Here is an 18235-nt window from a genome sequence, read left to right on the forward strand (position 1 = left end):
AAGTTGCCTTTTTAATTTATTTGCATTCCATGACAAAAATGATTTAACAACAAAAATCAAAATGCAGTTTGGTGAAGATTACGCTTATCGGATAACAGATTTCTTTTGTTATACAAAGACTCTGAGGTGAACGAAAATGAAATTTGCTGGTGTCAATCTTGATGAACCGAAAATTATGGGAGTCATCAATGTTTCTCCAGAAAGCTTTTACAAAGGAAGTGTCAAGCAGAGTGAGGATGAGCTGATTAGAACGGCTTTGAAAATGATTGAAGATGGGGCTTCTTTCATCGACATTGGAGCTAAGTCTACAGCTCCTTATTTAGAAACTCAAATTCCAGTTGAGGAGGAAATTAGAAGGGCAGTCTGGGCGATATCAACGCTGAGGGATTACGTAGATGTTCCAATCAGCATAGACACGACAAATGCAAAGGTTGCTGAGGAAGCGGTAAAAGCTGGAGCGGATATAATCAACGATGTTTCTGGGCTTAAAAGTGATTCAGAAATGGTTAAAGTTGCAAAAGAGTATGATGTGCCGATAATAATCTGTGCTCATGGGGAAGTTAGGGATTTCATGGAGCCTATTCACACTGTAATTAACTTCCTTCAGGAGAGCTTGCAGATCGCTTACAAAAATGGAATTGAAAAAGAAAAGATTGCAATCGATCCAGCAATTGGCTTCTTGAGACCAAATTATCCGCCTTGGTATGAGTGGGATTCAAAGGTTATAGCAAACCTGAATATGCTTAAGATGTTTGGGCTTCCAATTTTAGTTGGAATCTCTAGGAAATCCTTCATTGGTGCAATAACAGGGAGAAAAGATCCAGATGAAAGATTATCTGGTTCATTGGCAGCGACAGCACTGGCTGTTTGGAATGGAGCCAACATAATAAGGACTCATGATGTCAAGGAGACACTCGATGCAGTTAAGGTCGCTTGGTTCATTAGAAAGTTTCAGGTATGAACTTGTCTTTTTGACTATTATTGCACCCTGAAGATTGCTCCTTGAGTGGGGAAAGGGGGCGAGTAGATATTGGGTCATGCTCTGAGACTTAAGCATGATTTAGTATCCTGTACATTAAAAATCACTAAAGGTTTTTAGGTTTTTATTGTTTATTGTATAAAGATTTGGGAAGTTTCAATGAAAGATTCTAACATTAAAAAGCTTTGAACCTTTCAGAGGCTTTAAGAAAGAAAATAGAAGGAAGTAAAAGCATTGAGGTGTCACGGAATGAATAGAATAGAGAGAGCTGTACTCGATGTCCTCAAAAAAGTGAGTGAGCACAGAGGACTGTATGAGAGAAATGAAGAAGCTGTAAAACAGCATTTAATTGGAGAAATATTCCAAGCCCTTGGCTGGGAATGGGATAATCCAAAAGAAGTACGTCCTGAGGAAAGGACTGAAGAGGGAAGGGCAGATTACGCGTTAATCCTTAATGACAGAGTTGTTGCATTTGTTGAAGCTAAAAATCTAAGCGTAAATGTTCTTAAAAAGGACAAACCATTGAGACAGCTCGGGAGATACTGCTTCAATCATGGGGTTAAGTATGGGATCTTAACAAATGGGATATTATGGGTGGTCATTAAAGCTTTTGAGGAAGGTTCTCGCTTAGAGGACAGGATTATTTTAAGTGTGGATGTGGAAAATGAGCCAATTGAGAGAACAGTCCTTAAATTAAGCCTTTTGTCAAAAAGTAAAATAGAAAAACTTGAAAGGTTTACAACCCTCTTAAGAGCTTTAGAATTCAGCTTTGATGAGCTTAAAAAAGAGGGAATCAGCGAGAGAAAGCTGATAGAGTTTTTAACAGCCTCAAAGAAGAGGTTGCTTACGTTGGATAAAATAAAAGGGAACGAGTTCCCAAAGGCCCTTTATGTGTATGATGATGGCTGGAAAATGGTTCCTCTTGTAGAAAGAAGCATTAAAGGAGTCTTGCTGTCTCTTCTTCTCTACCTTAGTGAAAGAAGTGAAGGAGAAGAAAAGGCTCAAATCAAAAAGGCTTATGCATATCTCAAAGAGATCCCAATTGATACGGAAAAGATTCTAAGGCTTCTGCGTGAGATAGAGAGAGATAAAGGGATAAGAGTTGGAATCGAGATTTAATTCTTCCAAGGAACCTCAGTTTTGATCTTCCAAATGCCTAAAAGCTTTCTTGAGCCCCATGTTGCCTGGATTTCAAAGGCAACAATTATATCCTCATAGATGTCAATTAAATTGAATGAATTTCCAAAGGGATTTCTATGTAGCTCCCAGCTTATTGAACCAGCGTTAATTACTGGGGTTCTTTCAATCCTAACTCCAAATGCATTACCGCCGTGTCCTGTCATTACAAGCTCTGTTCTTTCTTCAGTGAGTATCTTCAAAACATTACCGGCATCCTCTAGAAATCCAAGTTCTCTACTTCTTGGAATCGGCACTGGGTTGTGGTGCATTACAACAGCTGTGAATTTCTCTTTGTATTCTTCAAGCATTGACCTCAGAATTTTTTGACCAATTCTACCAACAACACCTATAGGTGTCTCGTATTGAGCAGTTAGTATGGGAATAAAAACGAAGTCTCCAATTTCCTTAACCTCAGGCTCTCCAAAGTACTCCTTAAACAAATCATATCCGAGATACGTTATGTCATTATGGCCCGGAACTATGATTTTTTCTGCCTTAAGCTTTGCATAGTAATCTGCTGCCATCTCGTAGTACCTCTCAATTCCTACATCCACAATGTCGCTGCAGTGGACTACCAAATCAGGCCTATACTTCTCGTTTATTGCCTTTATTGCATTCTCAAGAACACGTTTCCTGAAGTATATTCTATCGGAAACATTGCTCTCACTCATCTGGATTATCCTCAGGAGATGCTTTCCTTTTGGAATGAAAATCTTGGGCTTCACAGATTTGTAGCTTTTTTCAACTCATCCCCAGTCACTCTTCTTATGGTTACATCAATTTGCTCATCATCATTTAGTTTGATTATGTTATAGCTGTTCACGTCGCCTTTCCTTGTCTTTCTGCATGATGTACAGCCAGCATTCACAACGACCAAATCCTCAATATTGTAAACATTTGGAACGTGTTTGTGTCCACAAAGATACAGATTAACTTCATGCCTTAACAGCAAATCTAAAACATCTCCAGCATTGAATAAGACGTTCCTCTCCCTTCCCGTGTCTGGAAGAGGGACAAGATGATGATGAGCGGCTACAATTTTGAATCTCTTATGTGAATACTCCTCTAGCTTTTCCTTCAGCCAGCGAAACTTGTAGCCGCCGATTCTTCCATCACTTAAATCTGGTATTGTGGAATCAACCCAGATTATTACAAGATCATCTCGTTCATAAACTCCGTACAAAGGACCAATGTATCTCTCAAACAGCCCATATCCAACATTTCGAGCATCATGATTCCCAGGAATGGCTATAAGGGGTTTCTCTATCTTCCCAATCAGATAGCTGGCATGTTCGTATTCTTCTTTGAGCCCTTGATCTGTCACATCGCCAGTATGAACTACCAAGTCGAAATTGCTCTGATTTATCTCATTTACTATTAAGTCATAGGCGTAGGATTTGAATGCTGATTCTTGGGTTATGTGCGTATCACTTATGTGGGCTATTTTAATCATTAAACCTCACTCCGTTGATATCGACGTTTCAAGTTTTCTTCTTGTAGCTTCAAGTAAATCACTTAATGTGAAAATCCCAACTATTTTTCCGTTCCTCCATGAAGCTATGTTCTCATTTTTAAATAAAATTCTATAACTTGAAGCTCAAACTCACCGATTGTGAACCCACTTCCCTCTCTTCTTTCCATGTATACACATTCCCCCTTAAATAAAAGGAATCCTCCTAGTTCTAAGAGTGATAAAACCCAATTTTTGTCCTCTTCTTTTGCTTTTCTCACACTTTTTCCAATATCCATAGCAAGGCTGATTGCATTTCTTATTATGGTCCTTTTGAATATTTTTCCTCTAATTGGGTGTGAGGTTACGCCGACATTTGCTCCTGTAACTTTAACTATGCTCCTTACAAGTTTTTCGGCATGCAAATCATCTCTAGTTCTTGAAAATATTATTTTGTCCTCATATGCTGTAACAACAGAGAAGGGGCACATATTATAGCCACGTATGTAATAAACTGAGTGATGTAGCTCTGGAACCGCTCTCCCTGCCATGTCAGCATCTATAAGTGGCAATCCAAGTTCTGCTGCTGTTGTCAGTGCAGCTGCAGTGTTATGACCACCCATTTCTGTTGAAACAACTCCAAAAAATTTCTCTCCAATAAACTCTTCTAACAATATAAATGATTTAACTGCTAAGTTGTCTTTGGAATTTCCACCAAGAGAGCCAACGTAATAGGGACTTGCAACTATTTTATCATTAGGAACGTCATCAACATCAACGAGTCTAAATTTTCTACCTTTCTTCAATTCTCTTTTTATTAACTTCCAGCCCTCTTCTAAGCTACCCCCACCCCCACAGCCAAGAATCGTCGCCCCAACAAGAATATCCATGAGGTCTTCTTCTCTGAGCTTCATTTTTCTCCCTCAAAGTAAAAATTAATCAAAGGATAACCTTCTTTGTATGTTTGTCGAAAAAGTGTGCCTGCTTTAAGTCAAAACCTACTTCTATCTCTTCTCCTTCCTTAACTTTCGAATCTTTATGGAACTTTGCAACAAATTTAATGTTGCCCACGTTTAAATGGACGATTAGTTCACTTCCTAATGGTTCAACAACATCAACCTTTGCTTTGACTCCTGGATAATCTCCTTTTGTAAGTGAGATATCATAAATATCTTCGGGCCTTATTCCGAAAATAACTTCTTTTCCTGCATATCCAAGCTCTCTTAGAGCTTCGCTAATGTCGGCTGGAAGTGTTATTCTGAGGTCTCCTGCATCTAGCCATAAGTTGCCCTCAGCGTCTTCCAAGAGTGAAGCCTCGATGAAGTTCATTGGAGGGGAGCCTATAAATCCAGCCACGAACATGTTTGCTGGCTCACGGTAAACTTCTTCGGGAGTACCAACTTGTTGTAAGACTCCGTTCCTTAGAACAGCTATTCTATCACCCATTGTCATTGCTTCAACCTGATCGTGAGTTACATAAACAGTCGTGATTCCCAATTGTTTTTGAAGCTTCTTAAGCTCAGCACGCATTCTAACTCTGAGCTTTGCATCCAAGTTGCTCAACGGCTCATCCATGAGGAACGCCTTGGGCCTTCTTACTATCGCCCTTCCCAAAGCCACTCTCTGCCTTTGCCCACCACTGAGCTCCCTTGGCTTTCTGTTTAAAAGGTGGGAAATGCCAAGCATCTCAGCAACTTCTTTGACTCTCTTGTCGATTTCATTCTTTGGTAGTTTTTTGAGCTCCAAAGGGAAAGCGAGGTTTTGGTATACAGTCATATGAGGATAGAGGGCATAATCTTGGAAAACCATTGCTATGTCTCTATCTTTTGGAGGAACAAAGCGATAACTTTCTGCATCTGCGACGAGATTCTCTCCGATGTATATTTTTCCTTCAGTTGGCACCTCAAGACCGGCAATCATTCTAAGCGTTGTGGTTTTCCCACAACCACTTGGGCCAAGTAAGGTCATGAATTCGCCATCTTTTATGTGCAGATTTAGATTTTTAACAGCCTCTACTTCGTCAAATCTCTTTGTTACGTTAATAAGCTTAATCTCAGCCATTGGTAATCACCCCTTTATCGCTCCCAAAGTCAATCCTCCAATGATCCTCTTTTGCAAGACTAGGAAGTATATCAGCAATGGAAGCACGGCTATTGTCGAACCAGCCATTAAAGCACCCCATTCTGTATAGTATTGTCCTCTAAATAGGGCCAAACCAACTTCTATTGGGTATTTTTCCCACGAATTCAGCATTATTAATGGCCAAATGAAGGCTTTCCAGTAGGTTATAAAATTTAAAATTGCTATTGTTATCACAGCAGGCTTTGCCAATGGTAGTGCTATCTTGAGGAATATCTGAACCTCTGAAGCACCATCTATCCTTGCTGCTTCAATTAGTGAGTCAGGTATGGTTTCCATGTACTGCTTGAACATGAATATCCAGAAAGCGGAGACACTTCCTGGGATTATCAAGGCCCAAGAAGTATCGATTAGGCCAAGCTTTGTGTTTATGACGTAAACGGGTATTATCGTGAGTTCCCACGGTATCATTAGCATTCCTAAAATTACATAAAACACAATTCTATTCCCCGGAAATCTGATTTTTGCCAATGAATAACCAGCAAGTGAACAGAGTATGAGAACACCTAAGGTTCCACCTCCAGCGATTATTATTGTGTTGATTATCCATCTGAACACTGGTGCATAATTAAAGAGGGTTCTGTAGTTATCTAGAGTTATGCTGTGTGGTATCCAAGTTGGAGGAATTTGCCATATTTCACCTTCAGGCTTCAAAGATGATGCAATCATCCAATAAAGGGGGAAGAATGCAGCGAGTGTAGCGAAGATTAACAAAATGTGACCAATGACTGAGAGCCAAATCACGCTCCTATCCATTTCAAGTTTCATCCTTAATCACCTCAATAATAGTAGCCTTTTTCTCCAACAGCCTTCTTTTGGATTATAGCCAAAGCAAACAGCATTGCGGACATGAATACTGCCACAGCTGAAGCGTAGCCCATGTTGAAGAGTTGGAACCCCTGTTCATAGAGGTAGTACACTATTGTTGTCGTTGCTCTCATTGGTCCGCCTTCGGTAATCACATAAATTGGTGTGAACACCTGTATGGTACCAATTGTTGCGAGTATTAACACTAACAGTATAACTGGTCTCATCAATGGTAGCATTATTCTCCTGAAAATGGTCTTGGTGTCTGCCCCATCAACCATAGCTGCTTCAAAGAATGTTTGAGGAATCCCGGCTAGTCCCGCCAAGAACAATACTGTATAGTATCCAACACTTGACCAAACTCCATAGAGTATAATTGTTGGCATTGCCCACTTAGGATCGGCGTACCATTGAGGTGGATTTGAAATTATCTTCTCGAGAATGGCATTTACTAACCCATAAGTTGGATCAAAAATGTAGGCCCAGAGTATCATTATTGCAACGGAAGAAATAATATAAGGAGTAATTAGCGATGTTTTGAAAAACGAGGAAAATCTTACAATTTGCATATGAATGAGGAACGCGAAAATTAATGCTAAAGTTACAGAAATTAGCGTTGTTGCAACTCCATAATAGAATGTGTTTTTTAGGGCTATCCAAAATTCTGGGTCAGTAAACATGTTGTAATAGTTCTTAAGTCCAATAAACTCCGGCATCGTCATTCCATTCCAATCCGTAAAACTCGCAAAAACTGACCAAAATGCCGGGATTATATAATAAAACAGTAAATATTATCATCGCAGGGAGAACAAAGATGTATCCCCATTTATTCTCCTTCATTTCAACCTTTAGTATTTTCCAATTTATTTCCATTTGAGCCACCCCAAAAAGAAATAAGAGAGGAAAAAATCACTTCTTAGCTTTCTCAGTCCACCACTTGTCCACAGCCTTCTGGGCTTCTTCTTGAGCCTTCTTGAGAGCCTCGTCCAAGCTCTTCTTTCCAAGGTAGTATGCTTCAAGCTCTGGCTTGACCTTACCCCAAACTCCAGCAAATGACGCCACTGGTGGATACATCTTTCCGTACTTTGCGGATTCTGCAAAGATCTTCATGTATGGATCGTCACCAAATGGATTCTTGACTGAGTATCTTGATGGGAAGAATCTACTTACTTTACACCACTTTTCTTGAACCTCTGGGCTTACCATGTACTTGATGAATAACCATGCTTCCTCCGGATGCTTTGTGTTCTTGAATATCACCAGGCTGTCAGCACCTGCGAAGACGTATTTTCCAGCTGGTCCTTCTAAGGGTTCACTGACAATGAAGTTAATCTTTGTGTTTTCCTGTAAGTCTCCAATGAACCATGGACCATCATAGACCATCAAAACTTTCCCACTCTTGAACAGTCCCTCAACCTGCAGTCCTTTCCATGTTGGGCATGCTTTAGGAGCATATCCCTTGTCAATAAAGCTCTTGAGTAATCCAATTGCTTTCTTCCACTCTGGTGTGTCAATTGTTGCCTTTCTCTGATCTGGTGATACTAAATCACCGCCAGCCTGCCAGACCCATGGAAGCTGGTAGGAACTCCACTGTCCACCAAATGCGAAACAATATTCTTGTCCTCCGCTCTTTTCTTTAATGAGTTCACACACCTTCAAGAACTCATCCCAGGTCTTTGGAACTTCCTTAATGCCATATTTATCCATTAGGTCTTTGTTCCAGAAGGGTATTCTAACAGCAGTGAACCATGGGATGTTGTACTGCTTTCCATCGATTGGATTTATACCAGCCTTCCAAGGACCTTCATAGAAGTCTTTAACAAAGGCATCTCCCTCTTTCTTTATGAAGTCATCCAATGGCAGTAGGACTCCTTCAATTGCGAAGTTGTTTGGCAGTCCTAACTCGGCAACATCTGGGCCCTTTCCAGCTGCTACAGCTGCTTTGATCTTATCGTAATATCCTTTCCATGGGTAGATTTCATATTTAACCTTAATCATGGGTATTTCTCTTCAAAGCCTTTGATTATTTCATCCAAGAATGACTTCATATCTTGGGCAGGTAGAGACTGGGGGAACCATACAACCAATGTTACAGGCTCTTTTTTAGCTGTTGTCTCTACAGTTTTTGTCTGAGTTGGAGTTGCAGTTTTAGTAGGTTGTGTAGAGGAAGTTGTGGTGGTTTTTTCTCCAATACAACCAGCTGTTGCTACTACTAATATTCCAAGCACAAGAGCAAGAAGTTTCATATAACCCCTCTTCACTATCATCCCTCCTAAGGGGGATTCAAAAATTATAAAGTTTTTCAGGATATATAAAATTTTTGTTAAAAATGATTATATTTATTTAAAATAGTTGAATTTCAAATTAAAATTTAGTCACGAAGTCTCTTAAGATATGTCCAATAATTCGCATTATTTTGTTATTTAGAGTTTGACAAGAGGTGGAATAATTAAAAGAAAAGAGTCGTGACTATTTTGATTGTGAGTTCACGAGTTCTGAGAATATTTTTGGCGTATAAACATTTGCAAGGATTGTGTAGTGATCAACGACATTGCTTTCAATCATGAACTCCTCGATTTTCTCTTTTAATGTTCTAAAGTCCTTCTCAAAGAACCTGAACAGAAAATCATACTCACCTATGTATTCACTAACTTCGTATATCCTAGGCTCTTCCAAGGCTTTTGTTATAAAATCCTTTACTGCCTCGGCAGAACAGCCTGGTTTGAGCTTAATTAGAACATCTGCCGATGCTAGCTTTAATTTGTCGAATACTAAGAATCCCCTGACCCTTATTATGCCTTTTTCTTCTAGTGTTAATCTCCTTCTTCTCGCAGTTGGCACTGAGACATTAGCTATCTTTGCTAGATCTGTATCAGAGATTCTTCCGTCATCTCTCAAAGCCAACCAAATTAGAATATCAATTTCGTCAAGATAGTCCTTGAGAATCTCTTTGAAAAATTCAAGTTCTTTCTTATATCTTGCTTCATTTTTGTTTACCAAATTTTTCACCTCCATGAGAATAATTTGGATGTTTTTAGCACTCTGGTTATCAAATTTTAAACTATTTGGGGTTTAAAAATCTATTGGCAATTTGTCAGCAAAAATTGAAAAAGTTGAGAGATTAAATTGTTATTTGTCTATCGTTCTTTGAGGCTCTATACAATGCACTTACGGCCTTATGGACTTTCAGACCATCAACTTCATTGACAACCGGCTTTGTCCCATTTTCAATACATTCGATAAAATGCTTCAACTGTCTCAGATACATTTCTTCAACGGGTTCGCTAAAGTTGCCCTCTTCAAGGATTTGCATCTCTCTCTTTGAAATTCTGTAATTTCCCCCAAGATACCCATCAACCGTGACAGTTCCATTGGTAGCTTGAAGTCCCCATTTTCTCCATCTATGTTGAGCAGTCCATGTTTGCATTAACGTTGAAACGGCTCCATTCTTGTGAACAAACGTTGCTACGGCGTTGTCCTCTATTGTGGCATCCTCTTCAAGAGTCCAGCATCTTCCATAGACCTTCTTTATGTCTCCAGCGTACCAGAGGAAATAATAAATTACATGCACCGCGTTTTCATTTATCATTCCACCACTTTTTCCTTTATCCTTTATCCATTCATTTCTGGGTGTTCTTCCTAAAGCTACATGCCACTGGAAGAGAATATCCCCAAGTTCCTTGTCTAGATAATCCTTTATCTTCATGAAAAGTCCATGGAATCTAAGGCTGAAGGCCACCATGAGTTTATTTGTTCCCTTGGCTTTTCTGTAGATTGCTCTTGCGTCATAGATATCAGCACCCATGAGCTTTTCAAGGAGAACGTGGAATCCGTTTCTTAAGGCATATAGAGCTTGCTCCCTGTGTAGATGGGGGTGTTGCGATTATTACTCCGTCTGGGCTCTCATTTTCAAGCATTTTTTTATAGTTTGTATAAACTGGAACTTTGTATTCTGCTTTCACTTTTTCAAGGATTTCTGGCTTAATATCACAAACCCCTGCTATTTCCACATTTGCCATTTTCATGACTTTCAAATGCAACTGCCCCATGCTTCCGGCGCCGATGAGAGCAATTCTCATTCATATCACCCGAATATCTTTTTTAGAGAGGTGAATGAGTCTTCAGCGGCTTTAACTGGGTCTGCCAAGTAGGGCGGCACTTCTGGAAGGATGTATCCGTCATATTTCACTTCTTCAAGAGCTTTTCTAACTTCACTCCAGTTAACGCTTCCGCTGAGAGGAATTCCAAACTTGAGTTCGACTAAGTTGAAGTCCTTAACATGAACCTGAAGTATCTTGTCTTTGAGAACTCTTATCCAGTGCTCTGGCAGTGAGTGAGGTATTGTGTTGCCTACATCAAAATAAGCCCCAACATTCTCACAGTTTATTTCGTCTAAGAGTTGCTTGAACTCCAATGGTCCTGCAAAAACCCTGTTCCACACATTCTCCAGTCCTATCTTAACTCCACATTCTTCTGCAATTTTTGAAGCTTTCTTTACGAAGTCTGATGCCTTTTCAAAGTGCTTTTCATAAGCTAAGCTTGGAACTCCAACCCCAGGAACAACGAGTATAAGTTCCGCTCCTAAAAGTGATGCTGCCTCACATTCTGCTTTGACGACTTTCAAGGCGTTTTCTTTGTCTGTGATAGGATTGAAGCGCCAGAACAAGCCAGTTGCAACACTGGGTATTTCTATATCTATGCTTTCGGAAGTTTCTTTGATTGTTTTAAACTTGGTTTTGAATTCGTCTTTTCCAAAATGCTCAAGGTCCTCTAATGCTAGTCCGACTTCATACCCATCATATCCAATTTCTTTTGCAGCTTTGAGGGCTTCTTCTATCGGAAATGTTTTCGGGAAGCTCCAACAGTTAATTCCAAATTTCATATCTTCCACCTCTTAAAAAGCTCCTTTATTTTGAGGAAATTTTTCTCGGGAGTCCAGCCATATGAGTAAAAACTAACACCATCAATTGGAGAGTCTAAAGCTAATTTAAGCTGTTCTTCAATGTCTTCTGGAGTCGTTGGTGGCCATGATGCCAAACCAAGAATTAGGGGCTTATTTTTCAAGTATTTTCTCGCTATTCTCGTTTCATATGGTATTCTGCAGATGGATCTTCTAAAAGGTTTAACATAAATCATTATCTTCACTGCATCCAATATTTCTACGAGTTTTTTGTAATCTTGGCCTAGAAGCCAAGACCCAGAAGGAGGATATAAATCAGCACTTATCTGTGCTTTAGGATTGTTCTTTCTGATTATTTTCGAAAGCTCTTTTAAAATGATTCTTATTTGCTCTGCTCTGAACTCTAACCATTTCTTAATGAGCTCGTTTTCAATAATTTCCTTTGTAAACTCAAGATATATTGCTTCCAAGTAGTCCTCATCTTTACAGTAATATGAGTTTGGAAGGTATTCAACATGCCATTCAACAATCTCCCTAAAAGTTTCTCTAACTTCTCCTAAGTCGAGGCCATGTTTCAAGGCTTCAGCTTTGCAATGCTCACAGAAACAAGGGGAAAGAGCTAGATTTAACAAGGGAGTTCCATAGGTAGAGGGAATTTCTGGATATCTTATAAAATCGAACTCAAACTCATCAAACTCATACTTTTCTGAGAGTTCCTCCACCATAAGTGAAAGAGCATCTCTTACGAGTGGGTTTGAAGGACATAGGAACATCCTTTTATAACCTGGATGAGAGCCATAGACATCTTTAACTCCAAAATCTAAGCTGTCTCTAACAGCCTTTTCCCATCTAAGTGTGGGAAACCAGAGAACACTTTTAATTGAGTTCTCCTCACAAGCTTTGATGAATTTCTCTACAATGTCCTCCTTAATCTCTTTTGAAGGCTCAGGTCTTAGTTGGGGGGTAGGTGCGAATATCTTTCTTTGTTAGGTATCCAGTAAACTGCATTTTCTTCGGAGGTATATGTTCTCTTCTTAGAATTCTGGAAGATTATATTAGGTCCGGGCCAATTTTGTCTCTCTTCAATGTAGCGGATCGCTAGGCTTGCGTGGGTGAATCCATAATGAGAAATTTTTGATATTGCTTCTTCGTTAAAGTCCCAAGGATGAATCCAGGTGCCTTTGTACATCACACTCACCTATTTTATTTTCTGTGTCTTGCTTTAAAAATTTTTGTAATAATCACCAAATTTTAAGGTTCATAATAAAAAAGCGCATAATTTTAAATCAATATTGAAAAAGATTGAAAAACTTTAGGAGTTCTTCTCTCAAACCTTAATTTTCCTCTTTCCAAAACTTCTGAAACTTTGATCACAAGAGCTACGATACGCTTGCTTAATTGACAGATTAGATTCCTTGAATTTGGAGTCCCTTAATTATGTTAAACATAAGTATTTACCTAAACTATTTTGTTTGTCCGAAATGTTTAAATTACCCAAGGCTGGGTATTTTATGGTGGTACTATGAGAAGGCTGTTAGTTTTAATCACACTTGGAGTTCTGATTATAGGGATTGTTATTGCAAGTGGTTGCATAGGTGGAAATGAAGTCAAAGATACTGGAACAAGTGAAAAAGCCTCTCCATCAGCAACACAAACAGAGCTCAAAAAAGCAACTTTAAAGATTTTCCACGCTGGTTCTCTGAGTGAGCCACTTAAAGACGTCAGCGAAGCTTTCAAGGAATATGCTAAGGAACAGCTTGGCTATGATGTTGAAATTCAAGCAGAAGCAAGTGGAAGCGTCATGGCCGTTAGAAAAGTTACAGATCTGCACAAAACAGCTGATATAGTGGCCGTTGCTGATTATACACTGATACCTCAGCTCTTAGTTCCAAATTACACTGATTTTTACGTCCTCTTCGCAACAAATGAGATAGTCATTGCGTTCACAGACAAGAGTAAATATGCTGATGAAATCAACTCAGACAACTGGTACGAAATCTTGGCAAGGCCAGATGTTAAGTTTGGCTTCAGCGATCCCAACCAAGATCCCTGTGGATACAGAAGTGTAATGGTCATGAAATTGGCAGACCTCTATTATGGAAAGCCGATATTTGAAACGCTTGTTGAGAAGAACACAAACATCTACGCAGAAGGCAATCATGTAATTGCTCCCAAGGAAATACAGGTTAAGAATGATAAAGTTGTCATAAGACCAAAGGAGACTGATCTGACAGGTTTAGTTGAGTCCGGTTCTCTTGACTATTACTTCATCTACAAGAGTGTCGCAATGCAGCATCACCTTAAGTTCATTGAGTTGCCAAAGGAGATAAACCTGAAGGACTTCACTTTGGCTGACCATTATGGACAAGTCAGTATAACTTTAGGCTCAACAGGAAAGACCATTAAAGCGAAGCCAATTGTCTATGGTGTCACTGTTCTCAAAGATGCTCCCAACAGAGAGCTTGCACTGCAGTACCTCCGCTTCATGCTGAGCGAGAAAGGCAAGGAAATCTTCGCAGAGAATTATCAGGACTTCATATGGCCACCAGTGGCATTTGGAAATGTTCCTGATGAGATTAAAGATGAGGTGAAGATTGAAGGCTAACCTTTTTATTTTTCCTTTTCAGAGGTGAAGATATGAAGCGTGACTATGTAACAGCATTCTTTGCTCTGATTGGAACGTTCCTTGTGCTGTATATTCTTCTGCCATTAGTGGTTATCATAAGCAAGCAGCTCTTCGACTGGGGGATGCTTGTAAAAGCCCTCCACGATGAACTTGTTTTAGATTCTCTTAAAAACTCTCTCCTAACCTCAACGGCAACCATGCTGATTTCCCTTCTCTTCGGTGTCCCCCTCGGCTACATCCTTGCGAGAAAAGATTTCAGGGGCAAGAGCTTCGTTCAAGCTGTTGTTGATATTCCAATTGTAATTCCCCACTCTGTCGTTGGTATAATGCTCCTCGTGACTTTTTCAAATAGAATTCTCGACAGCTATTTAGGGATAATTATGGTGATGCTCTTTGTTTCTGCACCATTCACAATTAATGCTGCTCGTGATGGATTTTTAGCTGTTGATGAAAAACTGGAGCATGTAGCAAGAACTTTAGGGGCCTCAAAGCTTAAAGCATTCTTTACAGTTAGCTTGCCCCTAGCTTTGCCATCAATATTCAGCGGTGCCATAATGACATGGGCAAGGGCAATAAGCGAGGTTGGAGCTATTTTAATTGTTGCTTATTATCCAAAAACTGCTCAGGTTTTAGTTATGGAGTACTTTAACAACTATGGACTAAGAGCTTCAAGGCCAATTTCTGTGATTCTAATACTGCTGAGCCTAGGCATATTCGTTATTTTGAGATGGCTCGTGGGGAGGTCGAGAAATGCTTAGGGTTGAAAATGTAAGCAAAGACTGGAAAGAGTTTAAGCTCAGAAACATAAGCTTTGAAGTCAATAAAGGAGAGTATTTCATAATTCTGGGTCCAAGTGGTGCAGGAAAAACTCTTCTTCTTGAAGTTATCGCTGGAATTTTCATCCCAGATTCTGGGAGGATTTTCATGAACGATGAGGACATAACTTTCTTACCTCCAGAAAAGAGGGATCTTGCATATATTCCTCAAAATTATGCACTCTTCCCCCATATGAGAGTCTACGACAATATTGCTTACGGATTAAAACTAAGAAAAATTTCCAAAGTAGAGATTGAGAAAAAGGTTAAAGAAATTGCAGAAATCCTCGGAATTTCTCATCTTTTACATAGAAAGCCAAAAACACTAAGCGGCGGTGAGGCTCAGAGAGTTGCCATTGCAAGAGCTTTGGTTTTAGAGCCAAAGCTTCTTCTCTTAGATGAACCTTTTGCAAATCTCGATGTCCAAACCAGAGCTAAGCTCATTCAAGAGATGAAGCGCTGGCGTAAGGAGCTCAACTTTACAGCTCTACATGTGACTCATTCTTTTGAGGAAGCTGTGAGCTTAGGAGACAGAGTTGGAGTAATGCTGAATGGAAAGTTGATTCAAACAGGAGAAGTCAGAGAAGTGTTTGGAAAACCAAAGAATGAAGAAGTCGCGAGATTTCTTGGCTTTGAAAACATAATTGATGGTATTGCAGAGGGAAGAATTTTGAAAGCAAATGGAATTCTAATTGAACTGCCGACAGAGGCTAAAGGAAAGGTTAGAATTGGTATAAGGCCTGAGGACATAATCATATCTAATGAACCCATAAAGACCTCTGCAAGGAATGAATTTAAAGCAAAGGTTTTGGCAATTGAGGATCTGGGTTCTCTGATTAGATTAACCCTTGATATTGGTGGAATTGAGCTTAAAGCCTTTATAACCCGTTCTTCTTTGATTGAAATGGGGATTAAGGAAGGAAAAGAAGTTTATGTAAGCTTTAAAGCAACGGCAATCCATGTATTTTAATGCATCCATGTGTCTGTTGGTGCATTTCTTTGCCATTTGATGGCCTTAACTTTACATATAGCAAGATTTTAAAGGTGAATTTTTGTTCATGAATTTTGGTGGTGCTGAAATGAAGAAGCTGAGCTTGGCAGAGGCAAGTGCAATCTTGATCGGAACTCAAATTGGAGCAGGAGTTTTGGGTTTGCCTTATGCTCTAAAGGATACCGGACTTTTGGGGATTATCATTGTTATTGCAACGGGTTTGTTAACATTGCTTACAGCGCTGTTTGTTCTCGATTTAGCTGTTCACAACGATGGAACACTCTCCAAGATTGCAGAGGTTTATTTAGGAAAAGCTGGTGGATATTTAATGTTTCTAAGCATCTCTGTTCTGAGTTATGGAGCTTTGATAGCTTACATAGCTGGCAGTGGGGACATTCTCTCTTCTCTTGTCGGTATTAATGAAAAAGCTGGGGCTTTGATATTCTGGTTTGTAATGAGCTTAATAGTCTTTCTTGGCTTGAAAGCTTCAGGTGAAGCGGAGCTTTTACTGAATTTCCTTTTACTAGGTGCTCTAACCCTTGCGATAGCACTTGTTATTCCCAAAGCTAATGTCTCAAACTTAACGAAGATTGATTATTCAGCTATAACAAATGGCATTGGTGTTGCTGTATTTGCCTATGTGAGCCATATGGTTGTTCCGGAGATGCTAAAAGGTTTGGGAGATGTGAAGAAGACCACAAGGGCTGTTCTGATTGGATATGTTGTTCCAATGGTGTTTTATGCTTTCTTCGTGCTTGCATTTGTTGGTGCTTTTGGGCCAAAGACTCCAGAGTTAGCCACCTCAGCCCTTGAGCAGCTCTACGGTAGATTAGGCAAAGTTCTGGGCTTAGTTCTCCCATTAGCAGCAATAAGCACGAGCTACATTGGGATTGGTTTAGCTCAGATGGACAACATGAAAGAGATATTTGGCATTAAAAAGTCACATGCATGGCTTTTAACAGTTCTTCCACCTCTGTTCATATACTTTGCTGGGCTAAACAGCTTCGTCAACGCTCTCTGGATGGCTGGAACCTTTGGTGGCTTACTCTATGCGGGCATTCTGCCGACAATGATGTATATAAAAGCGAAAAAGATTCACAGAAAGCTGCATCTTCCAATACATCACGGGTTTGCTTATCTTTCAGGTTTGGTGTTCTTTTTGGTGTTCATTTACTCGATTTTGTCTGCTTAATCCTAATCTTTTTGTTTGCTTAATGATTCTCATGAGAATCATTCTTGCGAGAATTTTTTGTGAATTGGAAAATGTTCAAAGAAAAAAGGGAAACTTAAGCACTTAAGGAACTTTTGACTAAACTTTGCTGTGCAAAGTTTGCTTCACTTCAAAATTCCTAAGCTCTTGTTGGTCTTCTCTATGCTCTCCCACTTGTCTGCAAGCTCAAACATTGCTCTGATTGCGTCAATGTTCTCTGGCACAACGTCGCTCTCCTGATGAACTGCCTGAATGTAGAACAGCCTGTTGCCCTTGACATTTATGCTCTCCTTCCAAACGGCAATCTCATAGAGGTTGTTCCACTCTCTATGTAAGTCTCTTGCAAACTCTATCAGCTGGGCAGTGCTGTCAAATCCTTTCTCTTTCTCAAACAGCAGAACCCTCGTGGTGTTCTCAAAGATATCAATTACATCCTCCCTCATAATTGGTTTCTTCAGCTCGATCATTATTGAGTGGACATGCATTATTGTAGTTGGCACAACAAAAGCTGTTGTCTCAATGTTTATTGGAATAACTGTTTGGACATCGGGGCCGTGATGAGATGGAACTTCAACGGTTGGCTTTATTGCGTTGATTGGGCCTCTCTTAATGTCATTTGGATCAGCGGCTCTTCTGATCATCACAGCGTAAACATAGTCAATGTACTCTTGAATCGCACTTAGCGTCCTTGTTAATCCGGTTGTGTTGCACGAAACCACTCTAACGTAGCTCTTTCCAAGGGCTTTCTCATAATTTGCCTGAGCAACAAATGAAACTTCTGCAACATCAGCTTTTTCTCCGCCTTGAAACACTGCTTTAACTCCATACTTTTCATAAATTGGCCTATTCTTTGCTCCCATTCCCCCTGGAGTCGCATCAACGATAACGTCAACTTTCTGGAGCAAATCTTCTAAAGTTCCAGCAACTTCAAAACCAACCTTTTCAAATCTTGGCAGAAATTCCTCTGATGCTGCATATACTGGAATGCCGAGCTCCTCTGCCCTGTAAGCTTCGAAGTCTGGCTTTGTCTTTGTTACACCTATAAGTGTCATATCATCTTGCTTTGTGACAGCGTAAGCTACTCTTTTCCCTATTGTCCCGTAACCATTAATTCCCACCTTAACTTTCACAGAAACCAC

20 protein-coding genes and 2 pseudogenes are annotated in these 18235 nt (G+C 39.8%); 6 read left to right on the forward strand and 16 right to left on the reverse strand.

Annotated elements, in window-relative coordinates; translation table 11 throughout:
- Positions 1–136: 136 nt before the first annotated feature.
- A complete protein-coding gene (folP, locus tag TES1_RS02705) occupies positions 137–961 on the forward strand; it encodes a dihydropteroate synthase (RefSeq protein WP_042679977.1) in 825 nt (274 codons plus the stop codon).
- Positions 962–1228: 267 nt separating this feature from the next.
- Positions 1229–2098: a type I restriction enzyme HsdR N-terminal domain-containing protein gene (locus TES1_RS02710; RefSeq protein WP_042679979.1), complete on the forward strand. Its 870-nt coding sequence runs from the start codon at positions 1229–1231 to the stop codon at positions 2096–2098.
- Here the strand turns inward: TES1_RS02710 and TES1_RS02715 are convergent.
- The 15 genes and pseudogenes from TES1_RS02715 to TES1_RS02780 form a co-directional block, all read right to left on the reverse strand.
- Positions 2095–3611: pseudogene (locus tag TES1_RS02715) on the reverse strand (metallophosphoesterase family protein). The gene TES1_RS02710 and the pseudogene TES1_RS02715 overlap by 4 nt on opposite strands.
- Positions 3612–3617: 6 nt before the next feature.
- Positions 3618–3701, reverse strand: a pseudogene (locus tag TES1_RS11080) (inosine-5-monophosphate dehydrogenase); the annotation flags it as partial.
- Positions 3702–3715: 14 nt separating this feature from the next.
- Positions 3716–4522 (reverse strand): DUF917 domain-containing protein, encoded by an 807-nt coding sequence (locus TES1_RS02720; protein WP_051408161.1) that lies wholly within the window; start codon positions 4520–4522, stop codon positions 3716–3718.
- Between the two features lie 25 nt (positions 4523–4547).
- Positions 4548–5669 (reverse strand): ABC transporter ATP-binding protein, encoded by a 1122-nt coding sequence (locus tag TES1_RS02725; RefSeq protein ID WP_042679981.1) that lies wholly within the window; start codon positions 5667–5669, stop codon positions 4548–4550.
- A gap of 6 nt (positions 5670–5675) precedes the next feature.
- Positions 5676–6515 (reverse strand): carbohydrate ABC transporter permease, encoded by an 840-nt coding sequence (locus tag TES1_RS02730; protein ID WP_051408162.1) that lies wholly within the window; start codon positions 6513–6515, stop codon positions 5676–5678.
- Between the two features lie 11 nt (positions 6516–6526).
- A complete protein-coding gene (locus tag TES1_RS02735; RefSeq protein ID WP_042679983.1) occupies positions 6527–7270 on the reverse strand; it encodes a carbohydrate ABC transporter permease in 744 nt (247 codons plus the stop codon).
- Positions 7248–7427 (reverse strand): hypothetical protein, encoded by a 180-nt coding sequence (locus tag TES1_RS02740; protein ID WP_042679985.1) that lies wholly within the window; start codon positions 7425–7427, stop codon positions 7248–7250. The genes TES1_RS02735 and TES1_RS02740 overlap by 23 nt, the downstream gene beginning before the upstream one ends.
- 36 nt (positions 7428–7463) lie before the next feature.
- Complete coding sequence (locus tag TES1_RS02745) at positions 7464–8552, reverse strand: extracellular solute-binding protein (protein WP_042679987.1); 1089 nt, start codon at positions 8550–8552, stop codon at positions 7464–7466.
- Complete coding sequence (locus tag TES1_RS02750; protein ID WP_144080588.1) at positions 8549–8821, reverse strand: hypothetical protein; 273 nt, start codon at positions 8819–8821, stop codon at positions 8549–8551. Before TES1_RS02750 ends, TES1_RS02745 begins: the two co-directional genes overlap by 4 nt.
- 202 nt (positions 8822–9023) lie before the next feature.
- Positions 9024–9554 carry an Lrp/AsnC family transcriptional regulator gene (locus tag TES1_RS02755; RefSeq protein WP_042679991.1) on the reverse strand — a complete coding sequence of 177 codons (531 nt, stop codon included), beginning with the start codon at positions 9552–9554 and terminating at the stop codon, positions 9024–9026.
- A gap of 121 nt (positions 9555–9675) precedes the next feature.
- Positions 9676–10359 (reverse strand): Gfo/Idh/MocA family protein, encoded by a 684-nt coding sequence (locus TES1_RS02760; protein WP_042679993.1) that lies wholly within the window; start codon positions 10357–10359, stop codon positions 9676–9678.
- Positions 10360–10366: 7 nt separating this feature from the next.
- A complete protein-coding gene (locus TES1_RS02765; RefSeq protein WP_042679995.1) occupies positions 10367–10633 on the reverse strand; it encodes a Gfo/Idh/MocA family protein in 267 nt (88 codons plus the stop codon).
- Positions 10634–10638: 5 nt separating this feature from the next.
- Positions 10639–11436 carry a sugar phosphate isomerase/epimerase family protein gene (locus TES1_RS02770; protein WP_042679996.1) on the reverse strand — a complete coding sequence of 266 codons (798 nt, stop codon included), beginning with the start codon at positions 11434–11436 and terminating at the stop codon, positions 10639–10641.
- Positions 11433–12179 carry a beta-galactosidase gene (locus TES1_RS02775; RefSeq protein ID WP_158505948.1) on the reverse strand — a complete coding sequence of 249 codons (747 nt, stop codon included), beginning with the start codon at positions 12177–12179 and terminating at the stop codon, positions 11433–11435. The genes TES1_RS02770 and TES1_RS02775 overlap by 4 nt, the downstream gene beginning before the upstream one ends.
- Positions 12180–12406: 227 nt before the next feature.
- Entirely contained in the window at positions 12407–12652 is a 246-nt protein-coding gene (locus TES1_RS02780; RefSeq protein WP_144080589.1) for a hypothetical protein, read from the reverse strand.
- Between the two features lie 324 nt (positions 12653–12976).
- Here TES1_RS02780 and wtpA point away from each other — a divergent pair, with 324 nt between their 5' ends.
- The 4 genes from wtpA to TES1_RS02800 all read left to right on the forward strand — a co-directional run bounded on the left by wtpA (position 12977) and on the right by TES1_RS02800 (position 17078).
- Positions 12977–14059: a tungstate ABC transporter substrate-binding protein WtpA gene (wtpA, locus tag TES1_RS02785; protein WP_042680004.1), complete on the forward strand. Its 1083-nt coding sequence runs from the start codon at positions 12977–12979 to the stop codon at positions 14057–14059.
- 32 nt (positions 14060–14091) lie between these two features.
- On the forward strand, positions 14092–14838 hold the full coding sequence (wtpB, locus tag TES1_RS02790; RefSeq protein ID WP_042680005.1) for a tungstate ABC transporter permease WtpB: 747 nt from the start codon (positions 14092–14094) through the stop codon (positions 14836–14838).
- Positions 14831–15865, forward strand: a complete 1035-nt coding sequence (gene wtpC, locus TES1_RS02795; protein WP_042680006.1) for a tungstate ABC transporter ATP-binding protein WtpC — start codon at positions 14831–14833, stop codon at positions 15863–15865. The genes wtpB and wtpC overlap by 8 nt, the downstream gene beginning before the upstream one ends.
- 109 nt (positions 15866–15974) lie before the next feature.
- A complete protein-coding gene (locus TES1_RS02800) occupies positions 15975–17078 on the forward strand; it encodes an aromatic amino acid transport family protein (RefSeq protein ID WP_042682671.1) in 1104 nt (367 codons plus the stop codon).
- 143 nt (positions 17079–17221) lie between these two features.
- Here TES1_RS02800 and TES1_RS02805 read toward each other — a convergent pair whose 3' ends face one another.
- Positions 17222–18226, reverse strand: a complete 1005-nt coding sequence (locus TES1_RS02805; RefSeq protein ID WP_042680008.1) for a phosphorylating glyceraldehyde-3-phosphate dehydrogenase — start codon at positions 18224–18226, stop codon at positions 17222–17224.
- Between the last annotated feature and the right edge of the window lie 9 nt (positions 18227–18235).

The organism is Thermococcus paralvinellae (genome assembly GCF_000517445.1).
In the GTDB taxonomy this organism is placed as follows: domain Archaea; phylum Methanobacteriota_B; class Thermococci; order Thermococcales; family Thermococcaceae; genus Thermococcus_B; species Thermococcus_B paralvinellae.

Bases quoted from the DNA above. Each gene is read 5' to 3' on its own strand.
- TES1_RS02775 (WP_158505948.1), bottom strand. From the start codon at position 12,179: ATGGTGGAGGAACTCTCAGAAAAGTATGAGTTTGATGAGTTTGAGTTC.
- TES1_RS02740 (WP_042679985.1), bottom strand. From the start codon at position 7,427: ATGGAAATAAATTGGAAAATACTAAAGGTTGAAATGAAGGAGAATAAA.
- TES1_RS02750 (WP_144080588.1), bottom strand. From the start codon at position 8,821: ATGATAGTGAAGAGGGGTTATATGAAACTTCTTGCTCTTGTGCTTGGA.
- wtpA (WP_042680004.1), top strand. From the start codon at position 12,977: ATGAGAAGGCTGTTAGTTTTAATCACACTTGGAGTTCTGATTATAGGG.
- wtpC (WP_042680006.1), top strand. From the start codon at position 14,831: ATGCTTAGGGTTGAAAATGTAAGCAAAGACTGGAAAGAGTTTAAGCTC.
- TES1_RS02725 (WP_042679981.1), bottom strand. From the start codon at position 5,669: ATGGCTGAGATTAAGCTTATTAACGTAACAAAGAGATTTGACGAAGTA.
- TES1_RS02735 (WP_042679983.1), bottom strand. From the start codon at position 7,270: ATGCCGGAGTTTATTGGACTTAAGAACTATTACAACATGTTTACTGAC.
- TES1_RS02710 (WP_042679979.1), top strand. From the start codon at position 1,229: ATGAATAGAATAGAGAGAGCTGTACTCGATGTCCTCAAAAAAGTGAGT.
- wtpB (WP_042680005.1), top strand. From the start codon at position 14,092: ATGAAGCGTGACTATGTAACAGCATTCTTTGCTCTGATTGGAACGTTC.
- TES1_RS02760 (WP_042679993.1), bottom strand. From the start codon at position 10,359: ATGGGTGCTGATATCTATGACGCAAGAGCAATCTACAGAAAAGCCAAG.
- TES1_RS02745 (WP_042679987.1), bottom strand. From the start codon at position 8,552: ATGATTAAGGTTAAATATGAAATCTACCCATGGAAAGGATATTACGAT.
- TES1_RS02730 (WP_051408162.1), bottom strand. From the start codon at position 6,515: ATGAAACTTGAAATGGATAGGAGCGTGATTTGGCTCTCAGTCATTGGT.
- TES1_RS02800 (WP_042682671.1), top strand. From the start codon at position 15,975: ATGAAGAAGCTGAGCTTGGCAGAGGCAAGTGCAATCTTGATCGGAACT.
- folP (WP_042679977.1), top strand. From the start codon at position 137: ATGAAATTTGCTGGTGTCAATCTTGATGAACCGAAAATTATGGGAGTC.
- TES1_RS02770 (WP_042679996.1), bottom strand. From the start codon at position 11,436: ATGAAATTTGGAATTAACTGTTGGAGCTTCCCGAAAACATTTCCGATA.
- TES1_RS02720 (WP_051408161.1), bottom strand. From the start codon at position 4,522: ATGAAGCTCAGAGAAGAAGACCTCATGGATATTCTTGTTGGGGCGACG.
- TES1_RS02765 (WP_042679995.1), bottom strand. From the start codon at position 10,633: ATGAGAATTGCTCTCATCGGCGCCGGAAGCATGGGGCAGTTGCATTTG.